Raw genomic sequence first — 18,480 nt, forward strand, 5'->3', positions numbered from 1 at the left:
GACGGGAAGGGGCTCTAGTCTCCTACACGAGCCTTGACCGAGGCGGCAACTGCGAGGAGTTCCTTACGCAGGGATTCACCTGCCCTGACGCGCACGCCTGTGCCACGGCGCTCCAGCCAGGCGATCGTCCGGCCGCCGCGCGGGTCCCGGCCGACCACGGCGGGCCTGCCGTGCAGCACGGTGGCACGACCGTCGAGCACGGCGGCATGGGAGCGGTAGCGCGGCCAGTCGGCGGCGAAGGGGCCGCGTTCGACGCGCGCCACGATGTACCTGCCGGACTGGCCGGAGCCCGCCGGGGCGTACCTGGCCCAGCCGCCCGCCCCGGCGCCGAACGTTCCACCGCCGGTGCGCTTCAGGCCCGGAGGGAGGTAGGTGAGGTAGAAGCCGTCGGCGATCACAGCCAGCCTGGGCGCCGGCGGCGCGGCCGGCTCGGGCGACGGGGTCCGCGCCGGCGGGGCGGAGGCGGGCGGGCCCTGGCCGGCGGCGACGGCCGGATCCGCCGCCGGGTCGGGCGGGCGCACTCGCCCGAAGCCCGACGCGAACAGCCCGTAGATGGCCACCGCGGTCGCGGCGAACGCCAGCGCCGCGAGCGCCGCCCGCCTGCTCTGCCCGCCCGCGTCCGCGGTTCCGGCCGCGGGTTCCTGCCCGTACACGCGCCCCTCGGGGATCATTCCCCGATGATCCCCTGCTCGGCCCGCCTCCTACCCCTCTTTTGAGCCAACCGATGGCGACGCCGGTGGCAAGATGAGGAGATGCCGAAGTCCCTGGTCACGCTCCCCAAAGCACATCTTCACCTGCACTTCACCGGCTCCATGCGGCACGCCACGCTGATCGAGCTGGCCAGGGATCAGGGGTTGCACCTGCCCGACGCGCTGGAGCAGGACTGGCCGCCCAAGCTGCGGGCCACTGACGAGCGCGGCTGGTTCAGGTTCCAGCGGCTGTACGACATCGCCCGGTCCGTCCTGACCCGCCCGGAGCACGTCTACCGGCTGCTGCGCGAGACCGCCGAGGACGAGGCGGAGGCCGGGTCGCGCTGGCTGGAGATCCAGGTGGACCCGTCCGGCTACGCCCAGCGGTTCGGCGGGCTGACGGCCACGCTGGAGCTGATGCTGGACGCCGTACGCCAGGCCGCCGAGCACTCCGGCGTCGGCATCGCGGTGATCGTGGCCGCGAACCGGACCAGGCACCCGCTGGACGCCAACACGCTGGCCAGACTCGCCCTGCAATACCGCGATCACGGGGTCATCGGCTTCGGGCTGTCCAACGACGAGCGCCGGGGCGAGGCCCGCGACTTCGAGCGCGCCTTCAGGATCGCCAAGCGGGGCGGGCTGCTGGCCGTGCCGCACGGCGGCGAGCTGCTGGGCCCGCGCAGCGTCCAGCAGTGCGTGGACGACCTGGGGGCCGACCGGGTCGGGCACGGCGTGCGGTCGGCCGAGGACGACTGGCTCATGAGCCGCCTGGCCGATCGGCAGATCTGCTGCGAGGTCTGCCCGACCTCGAACGTCGGGCTGGGGGTGGCCGAGCGGGCCGCCGACGTGCCGCTGCGGCGGCTGTTCGACGCGGGGGTGCCGATCGCGCTGGGGGCCGACGACCCGCTGCTGTTCGGCGACCGGCTGCTGCGGCAGTACGAGCTGGCCAGGGAGGAGTACGGCTTCTCCGACGCCGAGCTCGCCGAGCTGGCCCGGCAGTCGGTGCGCTCGTCGGCGGCGCCCGAGGCGGTGCGCAAGGAGCTGCTGAAGGGCGTCGACGACTGGCTCACCGGGTCACCGGAGTGATGCGGCGATCTCGGCGGCCTCGCGCGCGGTGCGTACGCCCTCCAGGCGGTGGTTGACGCCGCCGCTCGTCCAGATGAGCGTGGGCGCCGCCTGGCGGAGCGGCACGGCCGTGCCGTCCGCGCGGCGGAGGTAGCCGAGCGGGTGCTCGCCGCCGACCCACCAGCCCTCCGCGCCGCCGTCGAGCTCGACGTGCGTGGGGAACGGAGGGCCGAGCTGTTTGAAGAAGTACGGGCTCATCTCGCCGTCGAACTGGTCGAGGCGGATGCCGTCCGGCCAGAACATCGACACCACCCGGCCGCCGTCGGAGACCGTCGCCGTCCGCGGGGGGCCCAGGCGGGTGGGGGTGCGTACCGGGAAGCGGGCCAGGGCCGGCAGCTCCTCCGGGGCCACGGTGCGCTCGCCTGGGAGCGGCGCGGTGGTGGTGAGCGGCGGGGGCGGGGTGTCGGAGACCCGCAGCTCGACGCCCGCGAAGCGGAGGATCTTCACCACGGCGGCCCGGCCCTGCGGGGTGGCGGCGGTGATGGCCACGACCACCGCCACCACGGCCACCACGACACCCCACCGCCGCCTCCGCCGCCCCTGCCGCCCACCTGGCCGCCGCGACCCGCGCGCCTCCCGCACTGGATCGGCCGGAGCAGCGGGCACATGGGGGTGGGGTGGGGCGGACACGCCGGGGTCCGGCCGGGCAGGCGCACCAGGGTCCGGCGAGACGGGCACGTCGGGGTCCGGCCGGGCGGACGCGACGGGGTCGGGTTGGGCGGACACGCCCGGGTCCGGTGAGGCAGGCAGGGCGGGGTCCGGTGAGGCGGACGCGGAGGGGTCGGGTTGGGTGAGGCGGGCGCGGACGGTGGCGGCCATGTCGGTGGCGGGGGCGGCAGGGGGCACGTCGAGCAGGGCGCCGAGGGCGAGCAGCTCGGACTCCAGCGCGTCCGGGCGCGCGTCCGAAGCGTCCGCATCCCGGTCCGGAGTGTCTGCGTGCGTGTCCGGAGTGTCCGGGTCGTTCGGGTCATGCGAGTTCATTGCCCACCTCCTCCCTCAGCCGCGCCAGCCCCCGATGGGTGCTGGACTTGACGGTGCCCAGCGGACAGTCCAGCACCTGGGCCGTCTCCGCCTCCGTCAGCTGTAAGAAGTACCGGCACACCACGGCCTGGCGTTCCCGTTCGGGCAGTGACCGGACGGCGGCCAGCAGCCGGGCGCGCCGGTCGGTGGCGACGGCGGCCCCCTCGGGGTCGTCGGGCGCCCGCTCGTCGGCGGCCGCGCCCAGCCGGAGCGCCAGCTCCGCGCGCCGCCCCCGTGACCGGGTCAGGTTGTGCGTCTCGTTGGCCACGATCCGCAGCAGCCACGGCCGGAAGGGCGACTCCCGACGGAAGCCCGGCAGGTGCCGGAACGCCTTGACGAACGCCTCCTGCACCACGTCCTCGGCTTCGTCCCCCGCGCCGAGCAGGTACGCGGTACGGTGGGCGAGCGCGCTGTAGCGGGCGACCAGAGCCTCATAGGCGTTCAGGTCACCGTCGAGCGAGCGCGCGATCGCCTCGTCGTCGTCCATGACGAGTCAGATTCCACCGCAAACCAGGGCCAGCAGGGAAGAGCGTCCATCGGATCGCGTGACCCCTGCCGCTGATCGGGGCATTAGACTCGGGCAATCCGTGTGCTCCCTTGAAGGAACGGGACTATGTCTTCTGGGTATGACCGTGTAGTGCAACCGGCGGCCGGTGACGAGGCCCTGGAGAACCACCTCGGTGGGGACGAGGCCAAGAACTACCGGCAGTACGAGTTCGACATGGTCGCCCCGCATGTGGGCCGCTCGATGCTGGAGATCGGTTCGGGTCTCGGGCACTTCGCCGAGCAGTTCCTGCCGCGCCTCGACCGGCTCGTGGTCAGCGACTTCGACCCCTACTGCGTCGAGCAGCTGGAGAAGCGCTTCGCGGGGCGCGACGAGATCGACGTGCTGCAGTTCGGCCTGCCGACCGACATCCCGCTGAAGGACAAGGTCGACACCGTCGTGCTGATGAACGTCCTGGAGCACATCGAGGACGACGCCGAGGCGCTGCGCTCGCTGGCGCGGGTGACGCTGCCGGGCGGCCGGATCATCATCTGGGTGCCGGGCTACCCCCAGCTCTACGGCGACTTCGACCGCAAGGTCGGCCACGTCCAGCGCTACACGCCGAAGACGCTGGGCGCCACGGTCGCGCGGGCGGGCCTGGACGTCGAGGTGCTCAAGCCGATCAACTTCCTGGGCGGCATCGCCTGGTGGGCGGCGGTGCGCCGGGGCGGCGTCGGCTATCCCGACCCGCGCCTGGTCAAGATCTACGACCGCACGGTGGTGCCGCTGACGCGGCTCATCGAGCGGTTCTTCCGTCCGCCGTTCGGCCAGACGGTCTTCTGCGTGGCGCGCGTTCCCCAGAGCTGAGGGCGGCCGGGGGAGGCCGGTGGGCCTCCCCCGCGCCTCACTTGATCGATCCGGCGGTCAGGCCGCCGACGACCTTGCGCTCGATCAGCGCGAACAGGATGATCACCGGGATCGTGGCGATCACCGAACCGGCGAACAGGTTCTGCCAGTCCACCTGGTACTGCCCGATGAAGGAGTTCAGCGCCACGGTGAGCGGCTGCCTGTCGGGCGTCGTGGTCAGCGTGAGCGCGACCACGAACTCGTTCCACGCCGCGATGAACGTGAAGATCAGCGCCGTGATGACCCCGGGCATGGCGAGCGGCATCGTGATGCGGAACAGCGCGCCGAAGCGCCCGTTGCCGTCGATGAACGCCGCCTCCTCCAGCTCGCGCGGGATCGAGGCGAAGTAGGCGTTCAGGATCCACACCGCGAACGCCAGGTTGAACCCGCCGTTGACCAGGATCAGCGACCAGATCGAGTCCACCAGCCCGAACTGGTAGAACTCGCGGTAGATGCCGACCAGCATGGCCGTGGGCTGGAACATCTGGGTGATCAGCACCAGGATCAGGAACGCGGTCCGTCCCCTGAAGCGGTGCCGGGCCGAGTAGTACGCCGCGGGCAGCGCCACCAGGAGCACCAGCACGGTGGAGCCGGCGGCCACCTTGATCGTGACCCAGAGGTTGCCCGCCAGGCCGCTGCTCCAGAAGCCGGCGAGGTTCGACCACACCCACTCGTCGGGCCAGAACGTCACGTCCCGCAGCGAGTCCTGGCTGCGCAGCGAGGTGAGCAGCATCACCACGTACGGGAACAGGAAGATCAGCGCCACGACGTAGGCGGCGGCCGCGACGAGCACGGTCTTGAGCCTGGGCATTGTGCGCACGACGGCGCCGCGGCTCGCCATCACGCCACCTCCTTGTTCCACCGCGACACCCGCAGGAAGATCACGGTCAGCACGACGACCATGCCGAAGTTGACCACGGACATGGCGGCCGACTCGCCGATGTCGGAGCTCTTGAGAATGAACATGAGGATCGTCGAGGTGGCCGTGGAGTAGCCGGGCTGCCCGTGGGTCATGGCCCAGATGATCGGGAAGCTGTTGAAGACGTTCATCACGTTGATCAGCGCGGCCACGGTGAGCGCGGGGCGCAGCAGCGGCAGCGTGATCGACCAGTACGTACGCAGCCGCCCCGCCCCGTCCATCCTGGCCGCCTCGTAGACGTCGCCGGGGATGGTGGCGAGGCCGGCGAGCAGCGCGTACGTGGTGAACGGCACCGACACGAACACGGCCACGAACACCAGCCACGGCATGGCCGTGGAGGCGTCGCCGAGCTGGTCGGCCGCCGCACCGCCCATCGCGTCGATGAGCCCGAGTTTGAGGCGGATCTGGTTGATGACGCCCACTTCGGGGTCGAGCATCCACTTGAAGATGATCGCCGTCATCAGCACGGACGCCGCCCAGGGCGCGATGAGCGCCCAGCGGGCCACCTTGCGCAGCGGGAAACGCTGGTTGAACAGCTGGGCGAGGGCCAGCGAGACCAGCACGGTGAGCACGACGACCGCGACCACCCAGATCACGCTGCGGACCATGATGTCCGCGAAGTCCTTCTCGTTGAAGAGCTTCTCGTAGTTCGCCAGCCCGTTGCCGCCCTGGACCACGCCGAACCGGCTGATCTTGAGGAACGACGACCGGATCATCTCGATCACCGGCCAGAGCACGACCACCGCGATGAGCACCACGGCCGGCCCCACCCAGGCGAGGGGTTCGAGGGCGCGCAACCTTCTCATGCAGAACCTTCCACGTGGGACAGTGTCGTCACGGGAGGCGGCCCGGCGCCCGTCACGGACGCCGGGCCGGCCACCGTGATCAGCCCGCCTCGGCGACCTTCTGCAGCTCGCCGAGGACCTTGGCCGGGTCCTCCTTGACGGCGCCGCCGATGGTCTGCTTGATCGCCGGGTTCACCTCGGCCCACTTCGGGTCCTGGAAGGGGTAGAAGCTGGCGTTGGGCAGCGCGTCCAGGAACGGCTTCAGCTTCTCGTCGCCCGACAGCTTCTCGATGCCGCCGTTGGTGACAGGCAGCAGCTTGTAGGTGTCGGAGATCTTCTGCGCGGCGTTGCCGGTGTAGAAGAAGTCGAAGAACTTCTTGATCTCGGCGGCGTGGCCGTTCTTGTTGAACGCCATGATCCAGTCCATGACGCCGAGCGTGGTGTCGAGCGGCCCGCTCTTGCCGGGGATGGGCGCGACGCCGTAGTTCTTCAGTCCGGCCGCGTCGAAGATCGGGATCGACATGGGGCCGCCGTTGACCATGCCGACCTTGCCGGCGCCGAAGTCCTCCCAGACCGTCTTGCGGTCCTTGGTGCCGGGGTTGGGGGTGGTCAGGCCGGCGTCGACCAGGCCCTTCATGTACGTGAAGGTCTCGATGTTCTGCGGGGAGTTGATGGCCCATTTGCCGGAGGCGTCCTTGTAGCCGCCGCCGTTGCCGAGCATCCACAGGAACGACTCGCCCTGGGCCTCCTCCTGGCCGAGGGGCAGGCCGAACGGCTGGGTCACGCCGGCCGCCTTCAGCTTCTCGGCGGCGGCCTTGAGCTCGTCCCAGGTCTTGGGGGGCTCGCTGATGCCGGCCTTGCTGAACAGGTCCTTGTTGTAGAACATGGCGCGGGCGGAGGAGACGAACGGGATGCCGTACCCGGTGCCGTCCACCTTGCCGAAGTCGGCGAACTTCTGCAGCAGGTCGCCGGAGACGTTCGGGGAGAGGACCTCGTCGGTCTTGTAGAGCAGCCCGTCCTTGACGAAGCCGGAGTAGTCGCCGGTCTGCAGGATGTCGGGCACCTGGCCGTTCTGGACCATGGTGGCGACCTGCTTGTCGATGTCGTTCCAGTTGATGACCTGGACGTCGACCTTGATGCCGGGGTTCGCGGCCTGGAACTCGTCCACGACGCCCTTCCAGAACGTCTCGCCCGAGTTCGGCTTGCCCGGCCCGTCGCCGTAGTCGGCGGCGACCATCTTGAGCGTGACCTCGCCGCCGGAGGACGCCTGGTCGCCGCTGCCGTTGCCGCTGCCGCCGTCGCCCGAGCCGCAGCTGGTCAGGACCAGCAGCGTGGCGAGGCTGAGAGCGGCGCCGCCCACAAGCTTCATGTTCACTGGAGATACCGCCTTCTCGTCGGACGGGTGACGCTGGTCCGTACCAGTGGTCGGACCCCGCCCAGGGGGATGAGCTCACGGAGGCACTGCGATGACCCGGAAGCCCTCCGTGTTTGCGCCAGCGTAAGCGAGCGTTCCCCACCCGGTCTATACCGGTCTATTGCGGTTCGACAACAGTCATCGCGACGGCTGCGCACAACCGGTCTAGACCAGATGTCAGGTGATCTTCCGCCGGACGTTCTCGCCGCCCTCGGGGGCGCCGATCCACGGCCCGTCGATGGACGGGTCCAGCACGCCTTCCTCGACGAAGTCGTAGCGGCCGTCCAGCACGTACCCGGCCAGCCGGACGTCCCTGGCGTCGGTGTTGTCCCAGAGCCGGTCGAGCAGCGTGTCCACCCGGCGTCTGGCCTGGTGGCAGAAGGTGTCGGCCAGCTCGTACGGCCGCCGCCCGAGATCGGCGGAGTCGCCCTCGGCCTTGACGCAGACCGCGGTCATGGCGAGCAGCTCCGCCCCGATGTCCACGACCCGCCCGAGGAACGCCTGCCGGTGCTCCAGCCTGCCCTGCCAGCGGGACATCGCGTAGAAGGTGGACCGGGCCAGCTTCCTGCTGGTCCGCTCCACGAAACGGAGGTGGGCGGCGAGGGGGCCGAAGGCGGCGTACCCGCCGGGCAGGGTGCCCGCGCCGGCGACCAGCGTGGGCAGCCAGCCGGCGTAGAAGCGGCCGGCCCGCTTGACCGCCGCTGCGCGTTCCTGGCGGGAGGCGTCCGGGTTGATCAGCTCGCCGGCGGCCGACAGGTGGGCGTCCACGGCCTCGCGGGTGATCGCCAGGTGCATGATCTCGGTGGAGCCCTCGAAGATGCGGTTGATCCTGGCGTCGCGGAGCATCTGCTCGGCGGGCACGCCGCGCTCGCCGCGCGCGGCCAGCGACTCCGCGCTCTCGTAGCCGCGCCCGCCCCTGATCTGGACCAGCTCGTCCAGCACCCGGTAGCCCATCTCCGAGGCGTACAGCTTGCCGAGCGCGGCCTCGATCCTGATGTCGTTGCGCTTGTCGTCGGCCAGGCGGCAGTTGAGCTCCATGACGGCCTCCAGCGCGTACGCGGTGGCCGCGATGAAGGCGATCTTCGTGGCCACGGCCTCGTGCCGGCCGATGGCGTGGCCCCACTGCACCCGGGCGTTGCTCCACTCGCGGGCGATCCGCACCGCCCATTTGGCGTTGCCCGCGCAGGTGGCGGGCAGGGAGAGCCGGCCGGTGTTCAGCGTGGTGAGCGCGATCCGCAGCCCGTCGCCCTCGCGCCCGATCAGGTTCCTCGCGGGCACTCTGACCTGCTTGAACTCGGTGACGCCGTTCTCGATGCCGCGCAGGCCCATGAACGTGTTGCGCCGCCTGACCGTGATGCCCGGCGAGTCGGCCTCGACCACGAACGCGCTGATCTTCTTCCCGGTCCGCGCCATGACCACGAGCAGGTCGGCGATGACGCCGTTCGTCGTCCACAGCTTGACGCCGTCGAGCACGTAGTCGTCGCCGTCGCGGACGGCGGTGGTCGCCAGGCGGGCCGGGTCGGAGCCCACGTCGGGCTCGGTCAGCAGGAAGGCGGAGATCTCGCCCCGCGCGCAGCGCGGCAGGAACGCGCGCTTCTGCTCCTCGGTGCCGAACAGCTTCAGCGGCTGCGGCACCCCGATCGACTGGTGCGCCGACAGCAGCGTGGCCAGCGCCGGGCAGTACGAGCCGACGAGCATGAGGGCCCGGCAGTAGTACAGGTAGGGCAGACCGAGCCCGCCGTACTCCTCGCCGATCGTGATGCCGAACGCGCCCAGCCCGGCCAGGCCCTTGACCACGTCGTCCGGGATCTGCCCGGTCCGCTCGATGAGCGCGGGATCGACGTGCCCGTCCAGGAACCGGCGGACCGCCCGGACGAACTCCTCCCCCCGCTTGGCGGCCTCGTCGGGCAGGGCGGGCGCCGGATGGACCAGCTCCAGCCGGAAGTCGCCGAGGAAGAGCTGCTTGCCGAAGCTGGGCCGGGTCCACTCCTGCTCGCGGGCCTGCTCGCCGACCGCTCTGGACTCCTCGTACCTGGTGTGCTGCGTCATCGCGCCTCCAGACGTCACGCCGTCCCGGTGCCGGTTATATGCCCTCTTTCTCAGATGAGACCCGACTTTCGTCAGGGGTGCCGATGACCGGACGGCAGATCCGGAGGGGGCTGCTCCTTCCCTAGGTTTCGTGACGTGAAAACGCTCCTGATCAGCCTGTTCGCGGCGGGCGCCCTCTTCCCGGCCCCCGCTCCCGCCCTGACTCCCGCCTCCGTGGACGCGTACGTGCGCGACGCCGTCGCCACCACCGGCCTGCCGGGCGTGTCGGTGGTCGTGACCCACGACGGGCAGGTCGTGCACGCCGCCGGGTACGGCCACGACTCCGAGGGCCACGCGGTCACCGCCGACACGCCGATGCGGGTGGCCTCGGTGAGCAAGGCGTTCACCGCGACGGCGGTCATGACGCTCGTCGAGCGCGGCAAGATCCGGCTGGACGACCCGGTCGCCGCGCAGCTCCCCGGCTTCCGGATGGCCGACCCGCGCGCCGCCCGCGTCACCGTGCGCCAGCTGCTCAACCAGACCTCCGGCCTGTCGGACACCACGGTCGACGTCAACGCCCTGGAGAAGACGACCACGCTCGCCGACTACACCGCCCGGCTGTCCGGCGGGCGGCTGCGGGCCGAGCCGGGCACCCGATGGGAGTACTGCAACGTCAACTACGACCTCGCCGCCCGGCTGGTCGAGGTGGCCGGGGGCCGGGACTTCGGCTCGTACCTGCGCGATCGGGTCTTCGGGCCGCTCGGCATGACCTCCAGCGCCGTGAGCGACCAGGTGGTCCGCCCCGCCGACGGCTACAACTCCGTCTACGGGGCCTGGCTGCCGCGCCCCGAGCTGCCCGCCTTCCTCAACGGCAGCGGCTCGGGCGGCGTCGTCACCACGGCGAACGACATGGGCAAGTGGCTCATCGCCCAGTCCGGGGACGGCCGTCCGGTGGTCGGGAAGCGGAGCCTGGAGACCATGCACACGCCCGCCGCGGTCCGCCCGTACGGGATGGGCTGGGGCGTGGAGGAGGAGTCCGGGCAGCTCGTGCATTCCGGGAACCTGTTCACGTACACGGCGGTGGCCGCCCTCTCGCCGCGCACCGGTTACGGCTTCGCGGTGATGAGCAACAGCGCGGCCTTGCAGGACGACACGTACACGATCATGCAGGGGCTGACGGCGCTGAGCGAGGGCCGCGTACCCGAGCCGCCGGGCGCCGACCGGCGGCTCTACGACGGGATCCTGGCCGCGGTCGCGCTCGTGGCGGCCGGGCTCGGCGCGCTGGGGGTGCTCCGCGCCCGCCGCTGGGCGGCCAGGCCCCGCCGGTGGTACGCGCTCCGGCTGCTGCCCGCCCTGCTGCCGGCCGTGGTGCTGGCGACCTACCCCGACTGGGTGTCGTTCCTGATGAACGGCAGGACCGTCACGTGGGCGCAGCTCACGTACTTCGCGGCTCCGCTGTCGATCACGTTGCTGGTGACGGCCCTCGCGGGAGCCGCCGTCACGCTCGCCCGCGTGCTCGCGCTACGGAACCGCCGGCCGCGCTGACCTGACGGCGGGCCGCCGGGACGGCCGCGTAGCTCACGGCCAGCGCGGCCAGGGCGAGCGCGGCGGCGGCGAGCCCGAGCCACCGCAGGCCGTCCGCCGCGACCAGGCCGCCGCCGAGCGCGGAGCCTGCCGCGATGCCGATGTTGAACGCGCACACGTTCACCGACACCGCCAGCGTCGGCGCGCCGCCCGCGTGCCGCAGCAGCAGGCTCTGCAGCACCGGGGTCGTGGCGGAGGTCAGCAGGCCGAACGCGAGCACCACGGCCACGGCCGCCACCGGCCATCCCAGCGCGAACGGGAACAGCGCCAGCACCACCGCGAGTCCGGCGAACGTCCCGCGCACCGTGGCCGGCAGCGTCCGGTCGGCCAGCCGTCCCGCGACCAGGCCGCCCGCCAGCCCGCCCACGCCGTACACCAGCAGCAACGCCGACACCGCCGTCGGCGCGAACCCGGTGATCCGCGACAGCGCGGGCGCGAGGTAGGTGAACACGGTCGAGGTGGCCGCCAGCCCCACGGCGGTGGTCGCGATCACGACCGGCACCGGCCGGCGCAGCATGGTCCGCAGCTCGGCCGCGACGCTGGTGTCCGGCGCGGCCTCCCGTGGCAGCACCACGGCCAGCAGCACGACGGCGGCCAGCGCCAGCACCGCGAGCCCCGCGAACGGCGCCCGCCACCCGGCCCCGTCCCCCACCAGCACGCCGACCGGCACGCCCAGCAGGGTCGCCGCCGAGAACCCTGAGCCGACGACCGCGATGGCCGTCCCCACCCGCTCCGGCGCGACCGCCCGTACGGTCAGCATGAGCGCCAGCGTCAGGAAGGCGGCGTGGCTGAGCGAGGCGACCACCCGGCCGGCGATCAGCACCCCGTACGACCCGGCGACCGCGCAGATCGCGTTGCCCGCCGCGAACAGCACCAGCAGCCCCAGCGCCAGCCCCTTGCGCGGCAGCCGCACCGTCGCGATCGTCACCAGCGGCCCGCCGGCCACGACGCCCAGCGCGTACGCCGTCACCGCGTGCCCGGCCGTGGACAGCGTGACGTCCAAGTCGGCGGCCACCTGCGGCAGCAACCCGGCGATCAGATACTCGGAAGTGCCGACCACGAAGACGCTCACCATGAGCATGGCGGGCACGAAAAGTCCCTGTTTCATGCGGGTACGCTAAAGTCTCACATGGATGTGAGAGTCAATCGGCGGTGAGGGAGATCACATGCGGATCGGCGAGCTGGTCCGGCGCACCGGCGTGAGCGAGCGGCTGCTGCGCTACTACGAGGAGCAGGGCCTGCTGGCCCCGGAGCGCCTTCCCAGCGGCTACCGCGTCTACACCGAGGCCCATGTGGAGACCGTGCGCCGCATCCGCTGCCTGCTCTCGGCGGGCCTGTCCACCTCGACGATCGCGACCGTGCTGCCCTGCCTGGAGCCCGAGGGCGAGGTGCTGGCCCCCACCTGCCGGGACGTCGTCGGACAGCTGCGCGGCGAGCGCGAGCGCATCGACCGGGCGATGGCGGACCTGAGCGAGTCCCGCGACGCCCTCGACCGGGTGATCGCGGCGTCGCGCGTGTGACATGCGGGAGCGCCGCCTCCTCGTCGGCCGAGGAGACGGCGCTCCGTCTCTTTCGTCTGCTCCTAGAGCCGCTCGATGATCGTGACGTTGGCCTGGCCGCCGCCCTCGCACATCGTCTGCAGGCCGTAGCGGCCGCCCGTGCGCTCCAGCTCGTGCAGGAGCTTGGTCATCAGGATCGCGCCGGTGCCGCCCAGGGGGTGGCCGAGGGCGATGGCGCCGCCGTTGGGGTTGACCTTGGCGGGGTCGGCCCCGAGCTCGTGCATCCAGGCCAGCGGCACCGGGGCGAACGCCTCGTTGATCTCCACGACGTCGATCTGGTCGATCGACATGCCGGCCTTCTTCAGCGCCCGCTGCGTGGCGGGGATCGGCGCGGTCAGCATGTAGACCGGGTCGTCGCCCATGAGCGCGAGCTGGTGGATGCGGGCGCGCGGGGTCAGCCCGTGGTCCTTGACCGCCTGCTCGGAGGCGATGAGCACGGCGCCCGAGCCGTCGGAGATCTGCGAGGAGGTGGCCGCGGTGATCTGGCCGCCCTCCTTCAGGGTCTTGAGGGTGCCCATCTTCTCCAGGGTGGTGTCCGCCCGCGGGCCCTCGTCGTCCTCGACGCCGTTGATCGGGGCGATCTGCTCCTTGAAGTAGCCGTTCGCGATGGCCTTGGCGGCCCGCTGGTGCGACTCCAGCGCGAACTGCTCCAGGACCTCGCGGGTGTAGCCCCACTTCTCGCACATCAGCTCCGCGCCGCGGAACTGCGAGATCTCCTGCTTGCCGTACCGCTCGACCCACTTCTCGCCGAACGGGAACGGCATCCCCATGTCCAGCGCGGCCTTGATGGACGAGCCCATGGGGACGATGCTCATCGACTCGACGCCGCCGGCCACGACGAGGTCCTGCGTGCCGGACATGACGCCCTGGGCGGCGAAGTGGATCGACTGCTGCGAGGAGCCGCACTGGCGGTCGATGGTGACGCCGGGGACGGTCTCCGGCAGACCGGCCGACAGCCAGGCGTTACGGGCGATGTCCATGCTCTGGGGGCCGAACTGCATGACGCATCCCAGAATGACGTCCTCGACCGCGGCGGGGTCCACGCCGGTGCGCTCGACGAGCGCCTTCAGCGTGTGAGCGGCCAGGTCAGTGGGGTGGACGGTGGAAAGACCGCCCTTCTTCTTGCCGACCGGGGTGCGGACCGCCCCGACGATGTACGCCTCTGCCACAGTGCCTCCTGGAAACCGAGCATTATTCGGTTACTAAGGGCAGCCTACAACAGAACGACGTTCTGGCGCTGCTCACTCCGGGGGGAGAAGGTCCTCCGCGGCGTCCACGCGGAACCGCCACCGGTCCACGACCAGCCCGTTGAGCTGGTCGGCGAGCTCCAGCGCCAACGCCCCCAGCTTGGCCGGCTCGTCGCCGCGCAGCTCGATCGCGGTCAGCTCGGTCGCGAACGGCAGCAGCTCCCCCACCGCGGGCGGCTGCCCCTTCTGCGGCACCAGCACAGCCCGGATCTCCCCCGCCGTGAACGTGAACTCGTCGTCCTCCTGCGGCTCCAGCAGCGGCGCCAGCTCCTCGGCGGACGGGCGCACCGGGACGATGACCGCGGGGCCCGTGTCCTCCTCGTCGGCCGGGTCGCTCACCTCGCCGCGGCAGACCGCGAGCCCCTTCAGCCGGAACGCGATGCCCTCGGCCAGGAACCGGTCGAAGAAGTCCAGCGGCAACGGCCCCTCGCCGGCCACCCGCACCGCCCACGACTTCTCCAGCACGCCGCCCGTCAGCCCGGGCTCGGCCTCCACGGGCGCGCACACCCGTACGTCCGTGGCCACGACGTCGTCGCCGTCCAGGCGGGCGGCCGGGTCGGCCAGCCGTACGACCCGCAACAGCTCGGCCGGCTGGACCTTGGCCGGCAGCACCGCCGTCGGGCCCGTACGCAGTCTCCGCTTGGCCATCCAGCCCATGCCCGCCTCCGCGCTTGCCAGTGAGCCGCTCTATGCGGTCAGCTTCGATAGGAGCTCGTCATCGTCGCGTAGACGATGACGTTGTCGGTGTAGTGCCCGGTGCGCCGGTCGTAGGTCCCGCCGCAGGTGATGAGGTGCAGCTGGGCGTTGTCCTGCGGCCCGTAGACGCGCTGGGTCGGGAACGTCTTCTTGTTCGCCTGCTCCACGCCGCCCACGGTGAACACCGCCGTGGTCTTGTCCTGCCGCTTGACCTCGATGGTGTCGCCGTTCTTGATCTCGGGCAGCCTGCTGAACACCGCGCTGCGCGTCCTGGTGTCCTTGTGCCCGAGCAGCACGGCCGGGCCCGCCTCGCCCGGCGTGGACATGTTGCGGTACCAGCCCACGAGGTTCGGGTCGTCCGCCGGCGGCACCTCGATCGTGCCGTCCTTGGCCAGGCCCACGGTCTTGACCGGGGCGTTGATCCCCAGCCGCTTGATCACGACCCGGATCGGGGTGGACGGCAGCATCGGCGGGGCCGGGGTGATCTGCGGCAGCGGCGGCGGCGCGTCGGGGTCGGCCTGGAAGAGCGCCTGCTCCGGGTTGTTGCCCGCGGCGTGCGGCTGGGACGGCAGCGCCAGGCTGTCGCGGTTGTTCGCGGCCAGGCCGTACTCGTCGGGCGAGTTCAGCACGATCAGCAGCCCGGCCACGACCGTCACGACCCCGGCGATGGCCGCCACGATCAGCACCGCCCTGAGCGCCGTGCTCCCCTTGTCCGGCTGCGGCGGCTGCGGGGCAGGAAGTCCGCCGCCGTACGGGTGGTATCCCGACACCGCGCTCAGCCCCTGGTCGCGTTGCGCCGGCGCATGAGCAGCCCGCCCACCGTGGCGGCGCCGATCAGCGCGGTTCCGGCCAGGATGAACGTCCGCCCGTCCGGCCCCATCGTGCCGCCCAGACCGGTGTCGGCGCCCGCCTTGGGGGTCTGGGACTTCTTCGTGGACTGCTTGCTGGACGGGGTGATGGTGACGATCTCGGTGGTCGTCTTGGTCGGCCGGGGGGTGGAGGTGGTGGGCGTGGGCGTCGGCGTGCCGGTCCCGGTGCTGGTGGGGGTGCCGGTGCCCGTCGGCGTGCCCGTGCCCCCGGTCGTCACGACGAACTGCGCCGACGGCCCCCCGGAAGCGCCCGGCTCACACTCGTACCAGGTGTCGCCGTTGACCTGGAGCTCGAAGTTGCCGCCCTTGAGCCCGATCGTGCCCGTCGCCGTCGGCTTGATCACCATCGTCATGGCCACCGCCGGCAGGGTGGCGCCGGGCGAGATGGCCGTGTAATGCGTGGCGGCGCCACTGGCGGTGATCGAGGCCGACGGCATCGGCGAGCCGCTGGGGCTCAGCGCGCCTCTCGCGACGATGGTGCTGGTCGGGGTGATCTGCGCGCTGGCGGTCGCCGCCGGCGTGTGCGACGGGGTCCCGGTCGGGGGCTTGACGTCCCACGTGACGGTCACCGTCGCGTTGGGCGTGACCGCGCTCGCCGGAGTCCTCAGCTCCATGTTGAACCAGTGAGAGGACTTCGCGCCCGCCGCCGGTCCGCAGTTGTAGACCACGTCGACCGGGGCGGCCAGCGCGGCCACCACCGGCAGCCCACCGAAGATCCCTGCACCGAGGACGGCCATGGCGGATGTCTTGAGGGCGAGGCGGCGCCGCGCCTTGGACGTCAGCACTTCCATCTCCAATTCAGTGCAGGTTGGCGGGAGTGTGCCAGTTTTCCAATTCTTGGTCTCGGCTAGGTTGAGATCTTACGAACTCTACCTGTCAACTTCCCGTAAACCGTCAAACCGGTTGCTCCCGGGTCAGACCTTCTTCTTCGAGAGCGTGGCGTACACGACGATGTTGTCCTTGTAGCTGTGCGCTCCCCTGTTGTAGACGCCGCCGCAGGTGATCAGCCGGAGCTGCGCGCCCTCGGTGTTGCCGTAGACCCGCTTCGTCGGGAACGTCGTCTTGCTGACCTGCTCGATCCCGCTCACCGTGTAGCGGGCGACCTTGCCGTCCGACCGGTACACGTAGATGTTGTCGCCCTTCACCAGCTCCGAGAGCCGGGCGAAGACGGCGGGGCCCTTGCGGGTGCTGACGTGCCCGTTGATGACCGTCGGGCCGTTCTCGCCCGGGAGCGGGGAGAAGCGGTACCAGCCGGTCTGGTTCGGCTTGCTCAGCGACGGGGTGCCCAGGTTGCCCTTGAGGTCCACCGTCACCTGGCCGACCGGCGCGTTCACCTTGATCTTCGGGATCTTGATGCGCGACGGCTTCGCCTTGGCCTTGGCCTTCGTGGTCCTCGCCGCCGGGATCGGGGCCACGGTCGGCACCGCCGCCAGCGGCGGCGGCGCGTCGATGCGGGCCGGGGTCAGGCCGCTCTTGCCGCCGGGGCCGACGGTCGGCGGCAGGACGAACGCGCCCGCGTTCTCGATCTGCACCGTGGACGGCTGGCCCGCCGCGAGGGGGCCGCCGGGGCCGGAGCCGTCGTCCACCGTGGGCGCCAGCGAGAGCAGGCCCACCATGACGGCGCCCACCCCGGCCAGCGAGCCCGCGATCAGCAGGCCCGGCATCGCCTTGTCGAGAGTCGACTTCTGCTTCTGCTCGCTCATCACTTCACACCTCCGGCGTGCGCGGCGCGGCGACGCCACAGCACCAGGCCGCCCGCGGCGCTGCCCATGATCATCGCGGAGCCGCCCGCGATCAACGTGTACGCCCCGGAGTCCACCGGCGGATCCGGCGCCTCACCGGTGTTCACCCCGCCCTTGGGCGTCTTGACCACCTGCGGCCTGACGTACTTGGTCACGGTCGGGGTGGCGGAGGTCGAGGTGGTGGGGGTGGTGGTGCTGGTGCCGCCGGGCCCGACGATCACGATCCCCGGGTGGGTGTACTGCGAGCTCGGCGACGGCGAGCTCGTGCCGGTCGCCGTGGTCGTCGGGGTGCCGGTGCTGGTGTTGGTCGCCGGCGGGCTGGTCGGCGGGGTGGTCGTGGGCTCGTTCGTCGTGGGCGGCGGGCTGGTCACTCTCTCCCCGACGGTGACCACGATGGATCCGGGAGGGCTGGCCGGCGTGCACTTCGCGCCGTGGAATCCGGTCGGAAGCTGCGCGGTGGCCGTCGACACCTCGAACGCGTCCAGCCAGGCGGGCTTGGTCGAGGCGTTCTCGACCTTGATCACATGCTTGCCGTAGGTCAGCTTGGGCGAGACCCACAACGGCTGGCCGCCGTTGAGGTCGTGGTTCACCGGGTCGTCGTTGCCGTCGCGCGAGGGGTCCACCGTCGCCCGCTTGATGCCGTCGATGTAGATGTTGACCGGTCCGGCGTCCTTGTCCGTCGGGCCGATGTACTTGACGCTCGTGCCGACGAAGGTCAGCTCAGCGGAGGCGTTCAACTCGGTGGTCTCGTGCAGGTCGTTGTGCACGTGATGCTCGGAGGACGGGCGGCCGCCCACGGGCGTCCACGTGCCGTGGTAGACGATCTGCATGTCGCTCGGGTTGTCGGTGTCGTCACCGTCGTTGATGACCACACTGCTGTCCGGCGGAGTGAAGTCGAGGTCGATGTCCTTCGGGGTGATCTTGATAGTGCCCGGCTTGTCGATGAGGCCGGGGTCGTTCAGCATGGGAGGCAGGCCGAGTTCGTCATCAGGCCGCAGGGCCTTCTCCGGATCGGCGCTGCCCTTGGGCTGCAGGATGCCAACCCAGTTGCTCTTGAGCTCGAGGTTGCCGATGGCGTGAACCTCTCCGCCCGGCCCGAAGTAGCCGGGTGACTGCAACCGGCTGCCGTCACCGGTGTACTGGAGCTTCCACGTGTAGTTGAGCGGGCCGCCCACGACGAGGTCGGTGTCGAAGGTCAGATTGGTGACCAGCCGCACCGGACCGTGCCTGACGATGCTGCTCGTACCGGTCGGCTTACAGATGTATTCGACCTCAAGATCGGCCTGCGCCGCCGACGCGGGCAGGTTCGACGACACCATCACACCTAATGCCGCCACGGAACCGACCGATGCGGCGATCAACGCCTTGCGCAACCGACTCACGGGAGACTCCGATCACCCACAAATAGACCGA

Annotated in this window: 18 protein-coding genes; 4 read left to right on the forward strand and 14 right to left on the reverse strand. The window is 71.1% G+C overall.

Annotation, left to right across the window (positions count from 1 at the left end; translation table 11 throughout):
* Positions 1 to 14 precede the first annotated feature (14 nt).
* Entirely contained in the window at positions 15 to 671 is a 657-nt protein-coding gene (locus ABD292_RS42135; protein WP_344217777.1) for a hypothetical protein, read from the reverse strand.
* Between the two features lie 81 nt (positions 672 to 752).
* Between ABD292_RS42135 and ABD292_RS42140 the strand changes: the two genes are divergently transcribed.
* A complete protein-coding gene (locus ABD292_RS42140; RefSeq protein WP_344217779.1) occupies positions 753 to 1,775 on the forward strand; it encodes an adenosine deaminase in 1,023 nt (340 codons plus the stop codon).
* Here ABD292_RS42140 and ABD292_RS42145 read toward each other — a convergent pair.
* Together ABD292_RS42145 and ABD292_RS42150 are read right to left on the reverse strand one after the other, a co-directional pair.
* Positions 1,764 to 2,795: a hypothetical protein gene (locus ABD292_RS42145; RefSeq protein ID WP_344217781.1), complete on the reverse strand. Its 1,032-nt coding sequence runs from the start codon at positions 2,793 to 2,795 to the stop codon at positions 1,764 to 1,766. The two genes, ABD292_RS42140 and ABD292_RS42145, sit on opposite strands and share 12 nt — an antisense overlap.
* Positions 2,782 to 3,321, reverse strand: coding sequence for an RNA polymerase sigma factor (locus ABD292_RS42150; RefSeq protein ID WP_344217783.1), 540 nt, complete (start codon positions 3,319 to 3,321; stop codon positions 2,782 to 2,784). The genes ABD292_RS42145 and ABD292_RS42150 overlap by 14 nt, the downstream gene beginning before the upstream one ends.
* Positions 3,322 to 3,447: 126 nt before the next feature.
* Between ABD292_RS42150 and ABD292_RS42155 the strand changes: the two genes are divergently transcribed.
* Positions 3,448 to 4,185 (forward strand): class I SAM-dependent methyltransferase, encoded by a 738-nt coding sequence (locus ABD292_RS42155; RefSeq protein ID WP_344217785.1) that lies wholly within the window; start codon positions 3,448 to 3,450, stop codon positions 4,183 to 4,185.
* 37 nt (positions 4,186 to 4,222) lie between these two features.
* On the opposite strand, the gene ABD292_RS42160 is transcribed toward ABD292_RS42155, so the two are convergent.
* The 4 genes from ABD292_RS42160 to ABD292_RS42175 all read right to left on the reverse strand — a co-directional run bounded on the left by ABD292_RS42160 (position 4,223) and on the right by ABD292_RS42175 (position 9,391).
* Positions 4,223 to 5,065 (reverse strand): carbohydrate ABC transporter permease, encoded by an 843-nt coding sequence (locus tag ABD292_RS42160; RefSeq protein ID WP_344218084.1) that lies wholly within the window; start codon positions 5,063 to 5,065, stop codon positions 4,223 to 4,225.
* Entirely contained in the window at positions 5,065 to 5,949 is an 885-nt protein-coding gene (locus tag ABD292_RS42165; RefSeq protein ID WP_344217787.1) for a carbohydrate ABC transporter permease, read from the reverse strand. The genes ABD292_RS42160 and ABD292_RS42165 overlap by 1 nt, the downstream gene beginning before the upstream one ends.
* A gap of 79 nt (positions 5,950 to 6,028) precedes the next feature.
* A complete protein-coding gene (locus tag ABD292_RS42170) occupies positions 6,029 to 7,297 on the reverse strand; it encodes an extracellular solute-binding protein (protein WP_344218086.1) in 1,269 nt (422 codons plus the stop codon).
* Positions 7,298 to 7,519: 222 nt separating this feature from the next.
* Positions 7,520 to 9,391 (reverse strand): acyl-CoA dehydrogenase family protein, encoded by a 1,872-nt coding sequence (locus ABD292_RS42175; protein WP_344217789.1) that lies wholly within the window; start codon positions 9,389 to 9,391, stop codon positions 7,520 to 7,522.
* A gap of 135 nt (positions 9,392 to 9,526) precedes the next feature.
* On the opposite strand from ABD292_RS42175, the gene ABD292_RS42180 reads away from it, so the two are divergent.
* Complete coding sequence (locus ABD292_RS42180) at positions 9,527 to 10,915, forward strand: serine hydrolase domain-containing protein (protein ID WP_344217791.1); 1,389 nt, start codon at positions 9,527 to 9,529, stop codon at positions 10,913 to 10,915.
* Here ABD292_RS42180 and ABD292_RS42185 read toward each other — a convergent pair.
* Complete coding sequence (locus ABD292_RS42185) at positions 10,869 to 12,062, reverse strand: MFS transporter (RefSeq protein WP_344217793.1); 1,194 nt, start codon at positions 12,060 to 12,062, stop codon at positions 10,869 to 10,871. The two genes, ABD292_RS42180 and ABD292_RS42185, sit on opposite strands and share 47 nt — an antisense overlap.
* Positions 12,063 to 12,120: 58 nt before the next feature.
* On the opposite strand from ABD292_RS42185, the gene ABD292_RS42190 reads away from it, so the two are divergent.
* Positions 12,121 to 12,474 carry a MerR family transcriptional regulator gene (locus ABD292_RS42190; RefSeq protein WP_344217795.1) on the forward strand — a complete coding sequence of 118 codons (354 nt, stop codon included), beginning with the start codon at positions 12,121 to 12,123 and terminating at the stop codon, positions 12,472 to 12,474.
* A 62-nt stretch (positions 12,475 to 12,536) separates the two neighbouring features.
* Here the strand turns inward: ABD292_RS42190 and ABD292_RS42195 are convergent, their stop codons facing one another.
* The 6 genes from ABD292_RS42195 to ABD292_RS42220 form a co-directional block, all read right to left on the reverse strand.
* Complete coding sequence (locus ABD292_RS42195) at positions 12,537 to 13,682, reverse strand: acetyl-CoA C-acetyltransferase (RefSeq protein ID WP_329585644.1); 1,146 nt, start codon at positions 13,680 to 13,682, stop codon at positions 12,537 to 12,539.
* Between the two features lie 72 nt (positions 13,683 to 13,754).
* Entirely contained in the window at positions 13,755 to 14,408 is a 654-nt protein-coding gene (locus ABD292_RS42200; RefSeq protein WP_344217798.1) for a hypothetical protein, read from the reverse strand.
* A gap of 47 nt (positions 14,409 to 14,455) precedes the next feature.
* Positions 14,456 to 15,226: a class F sortase gene (locus ABD292_RS42205; RefSeq protein WP_344217800.1), complete on the reverse strand. Its 771-nt coding sequence runs from the start codon at positions 15,224 to 15,226 to the stop codon at positions 14,456 to 14,458.
* Positions 15,227 to 15,231: 5 nt separating this feature from the next.
* Entirely contained in the window at positions 15,232 to 16,116 is an 885-nt protein-coding gene (locus tag ABD292_RS42210) for a hypothetical protein (RefSeq protein WP_344217802.1), read from the reverse strand.
* A 123-nt stretch (positions 16,117 to 16,239) separates the two neighbouring features.
* A complete protein-coding gene (locus ABD292_RS42215) occupies positions 16,240 to 17,028 on the reverse strand; it encodes a class F sortase (RefSeq protein ID WP_344217804.1) in 789 nt (262 codons plus the stop codon).
* Positions 17,028 to 18,386: a hypothetical protein gene (locus tag ABD292_RS42220; protein ID WP_344217806.1), complete on the reverse strand. Its 1,359-nt coding sequence runs from the start codon at positions 18,384 to 18,386 to the stop codon at positions 17,028 to 17,030. Before ABD292_RS42220 ends, ABD292_RS42215 begins: the two co-directional genes overlap by 1 nt.
* Positions 18,387 to 18,480: the final 94 nt, after the last annotated feature.

It is taken from the genome of Nonomuraea bangladeshensis (assembly GCF_039529455.1).
GTDB lineage: Bacteria > Actinomycetota > Actinomycetes > Streptosporangiales > Streptosporangiaceae > Nonomuraea > Nonomuraea bangladeshensis.

Excerpts from the sequence above, each read along its gene's own strand:
- ABD292_RS42145 (WP_344217781.1), bottom strand. The coding sequence starts at position 2,795 with ATGAACTCGCATGACCCGAACGACCCGGACACTCCGGACACGCACGCA.
- ABD292_RS42190 (WP_344217795.1), top strand. The coding sequence starts at position 12,121 with ATGCGGATCGGCGAGCTGGTCCGGCGCACCGGCGTGAGCGAGCGGCTG.
- ABD292_RS42215 (WP_344217804.1), bottom strand. The coding sequence starts at position 17,028 with ATGAGCGAGCAGAAGCAGAAGTCGACTCTCGACAAGGCGATGCCGGGC.
- ABD292_RS42175 (WP_344217789.1), bottom strand. The coding sequence starts at position 9,391 with ATGACGCAGCACACCAGGTACGAGGAGTCCAGAGCGGTCGGCGAGCAG.
- ABD292_RS42140 (WP_344217779.1), top strand. The coding sequence starts at position 753 with ATGCCGAAGTCCCTGGTCACGCTCCCCAAAGCACATCTTCACCTGCAC.
- ABD292_RS42165 (WP_344217787.1), bottom strand. The coding sequence starts at position 5,949 with ATGAGAAGGTTGCGCGCCCTCGAACCCCTCGCCTGGGTGGGGCCGGCC.
- ABD292_RS42210 (WP_344217802.1), bottom strand. The coding sequence starts at position 16,116 with ATGGAAGTGCTGACGTCCAAGGCGCGGCGCCGCCTCGCCCTCAAGACA.
- ABD292_RS42200 (WP_344217798.1), bottom strand. The coding sequence starts at position 14,408 with ATGGCCAAGCGGAGACTGCGTACGGGCCCGACGGCGGTGCTGCCGGCC.
- ABD292_RS42170 (WP_344218086.1), bottom strand. The coding sequence starts at position 7,297 with ATGAAGCTTGTGGGCGGCGCCGCTCTCAGCCTCGCCACGCTGCTGGTC.
- ABD292_RS42155 (WP_344217785.1), top strand. The coding sequence starts at position 3,448 with ATGTCTTCTGGGTATGACCGTGTAGTGCAACCGGCGGCCGGTGACGAG.
- ABD292_RS42185 (WP_344217793.1), bottom strand. The coding sequence starts at position 12,062 with ATGAAACAGGGACTTTTCGTGCCCGCCATGCTCATGGTGAGCGTCTTC.
- ABD292_RS42150 (WP_344217783.1), bottom strand. The coding sequence starts at position 3,321 with ATGGACGACGACGAGGCGATCGCGCGCTCGCTCGACGGTGACCTGAAC.
- ABD292_RS42220 (WP_344217806.1), bottom strand. The coding sequence starts at position 18,386 with ATGGTGTCGTCGAACCTGCCCGCGTCGGCGGCGCAGGCCGATCTTGAG.
- ABD292_RS42160 (WP_344218084.1), bottom strand. The coding sequence starts at position 5,065 with ATGGCGAGCCGCGGCGCCGTCGTGCGCACAATGCCCAGGCTCAAGACC.
- ABD292_RS42135 (WP_344217777.1), bottom strand. The coding sequence starts at position 671 with ATGATCCCCGAGGGGCGCGTGTACGGGCAGGAACCCGCGGCCGGAACC.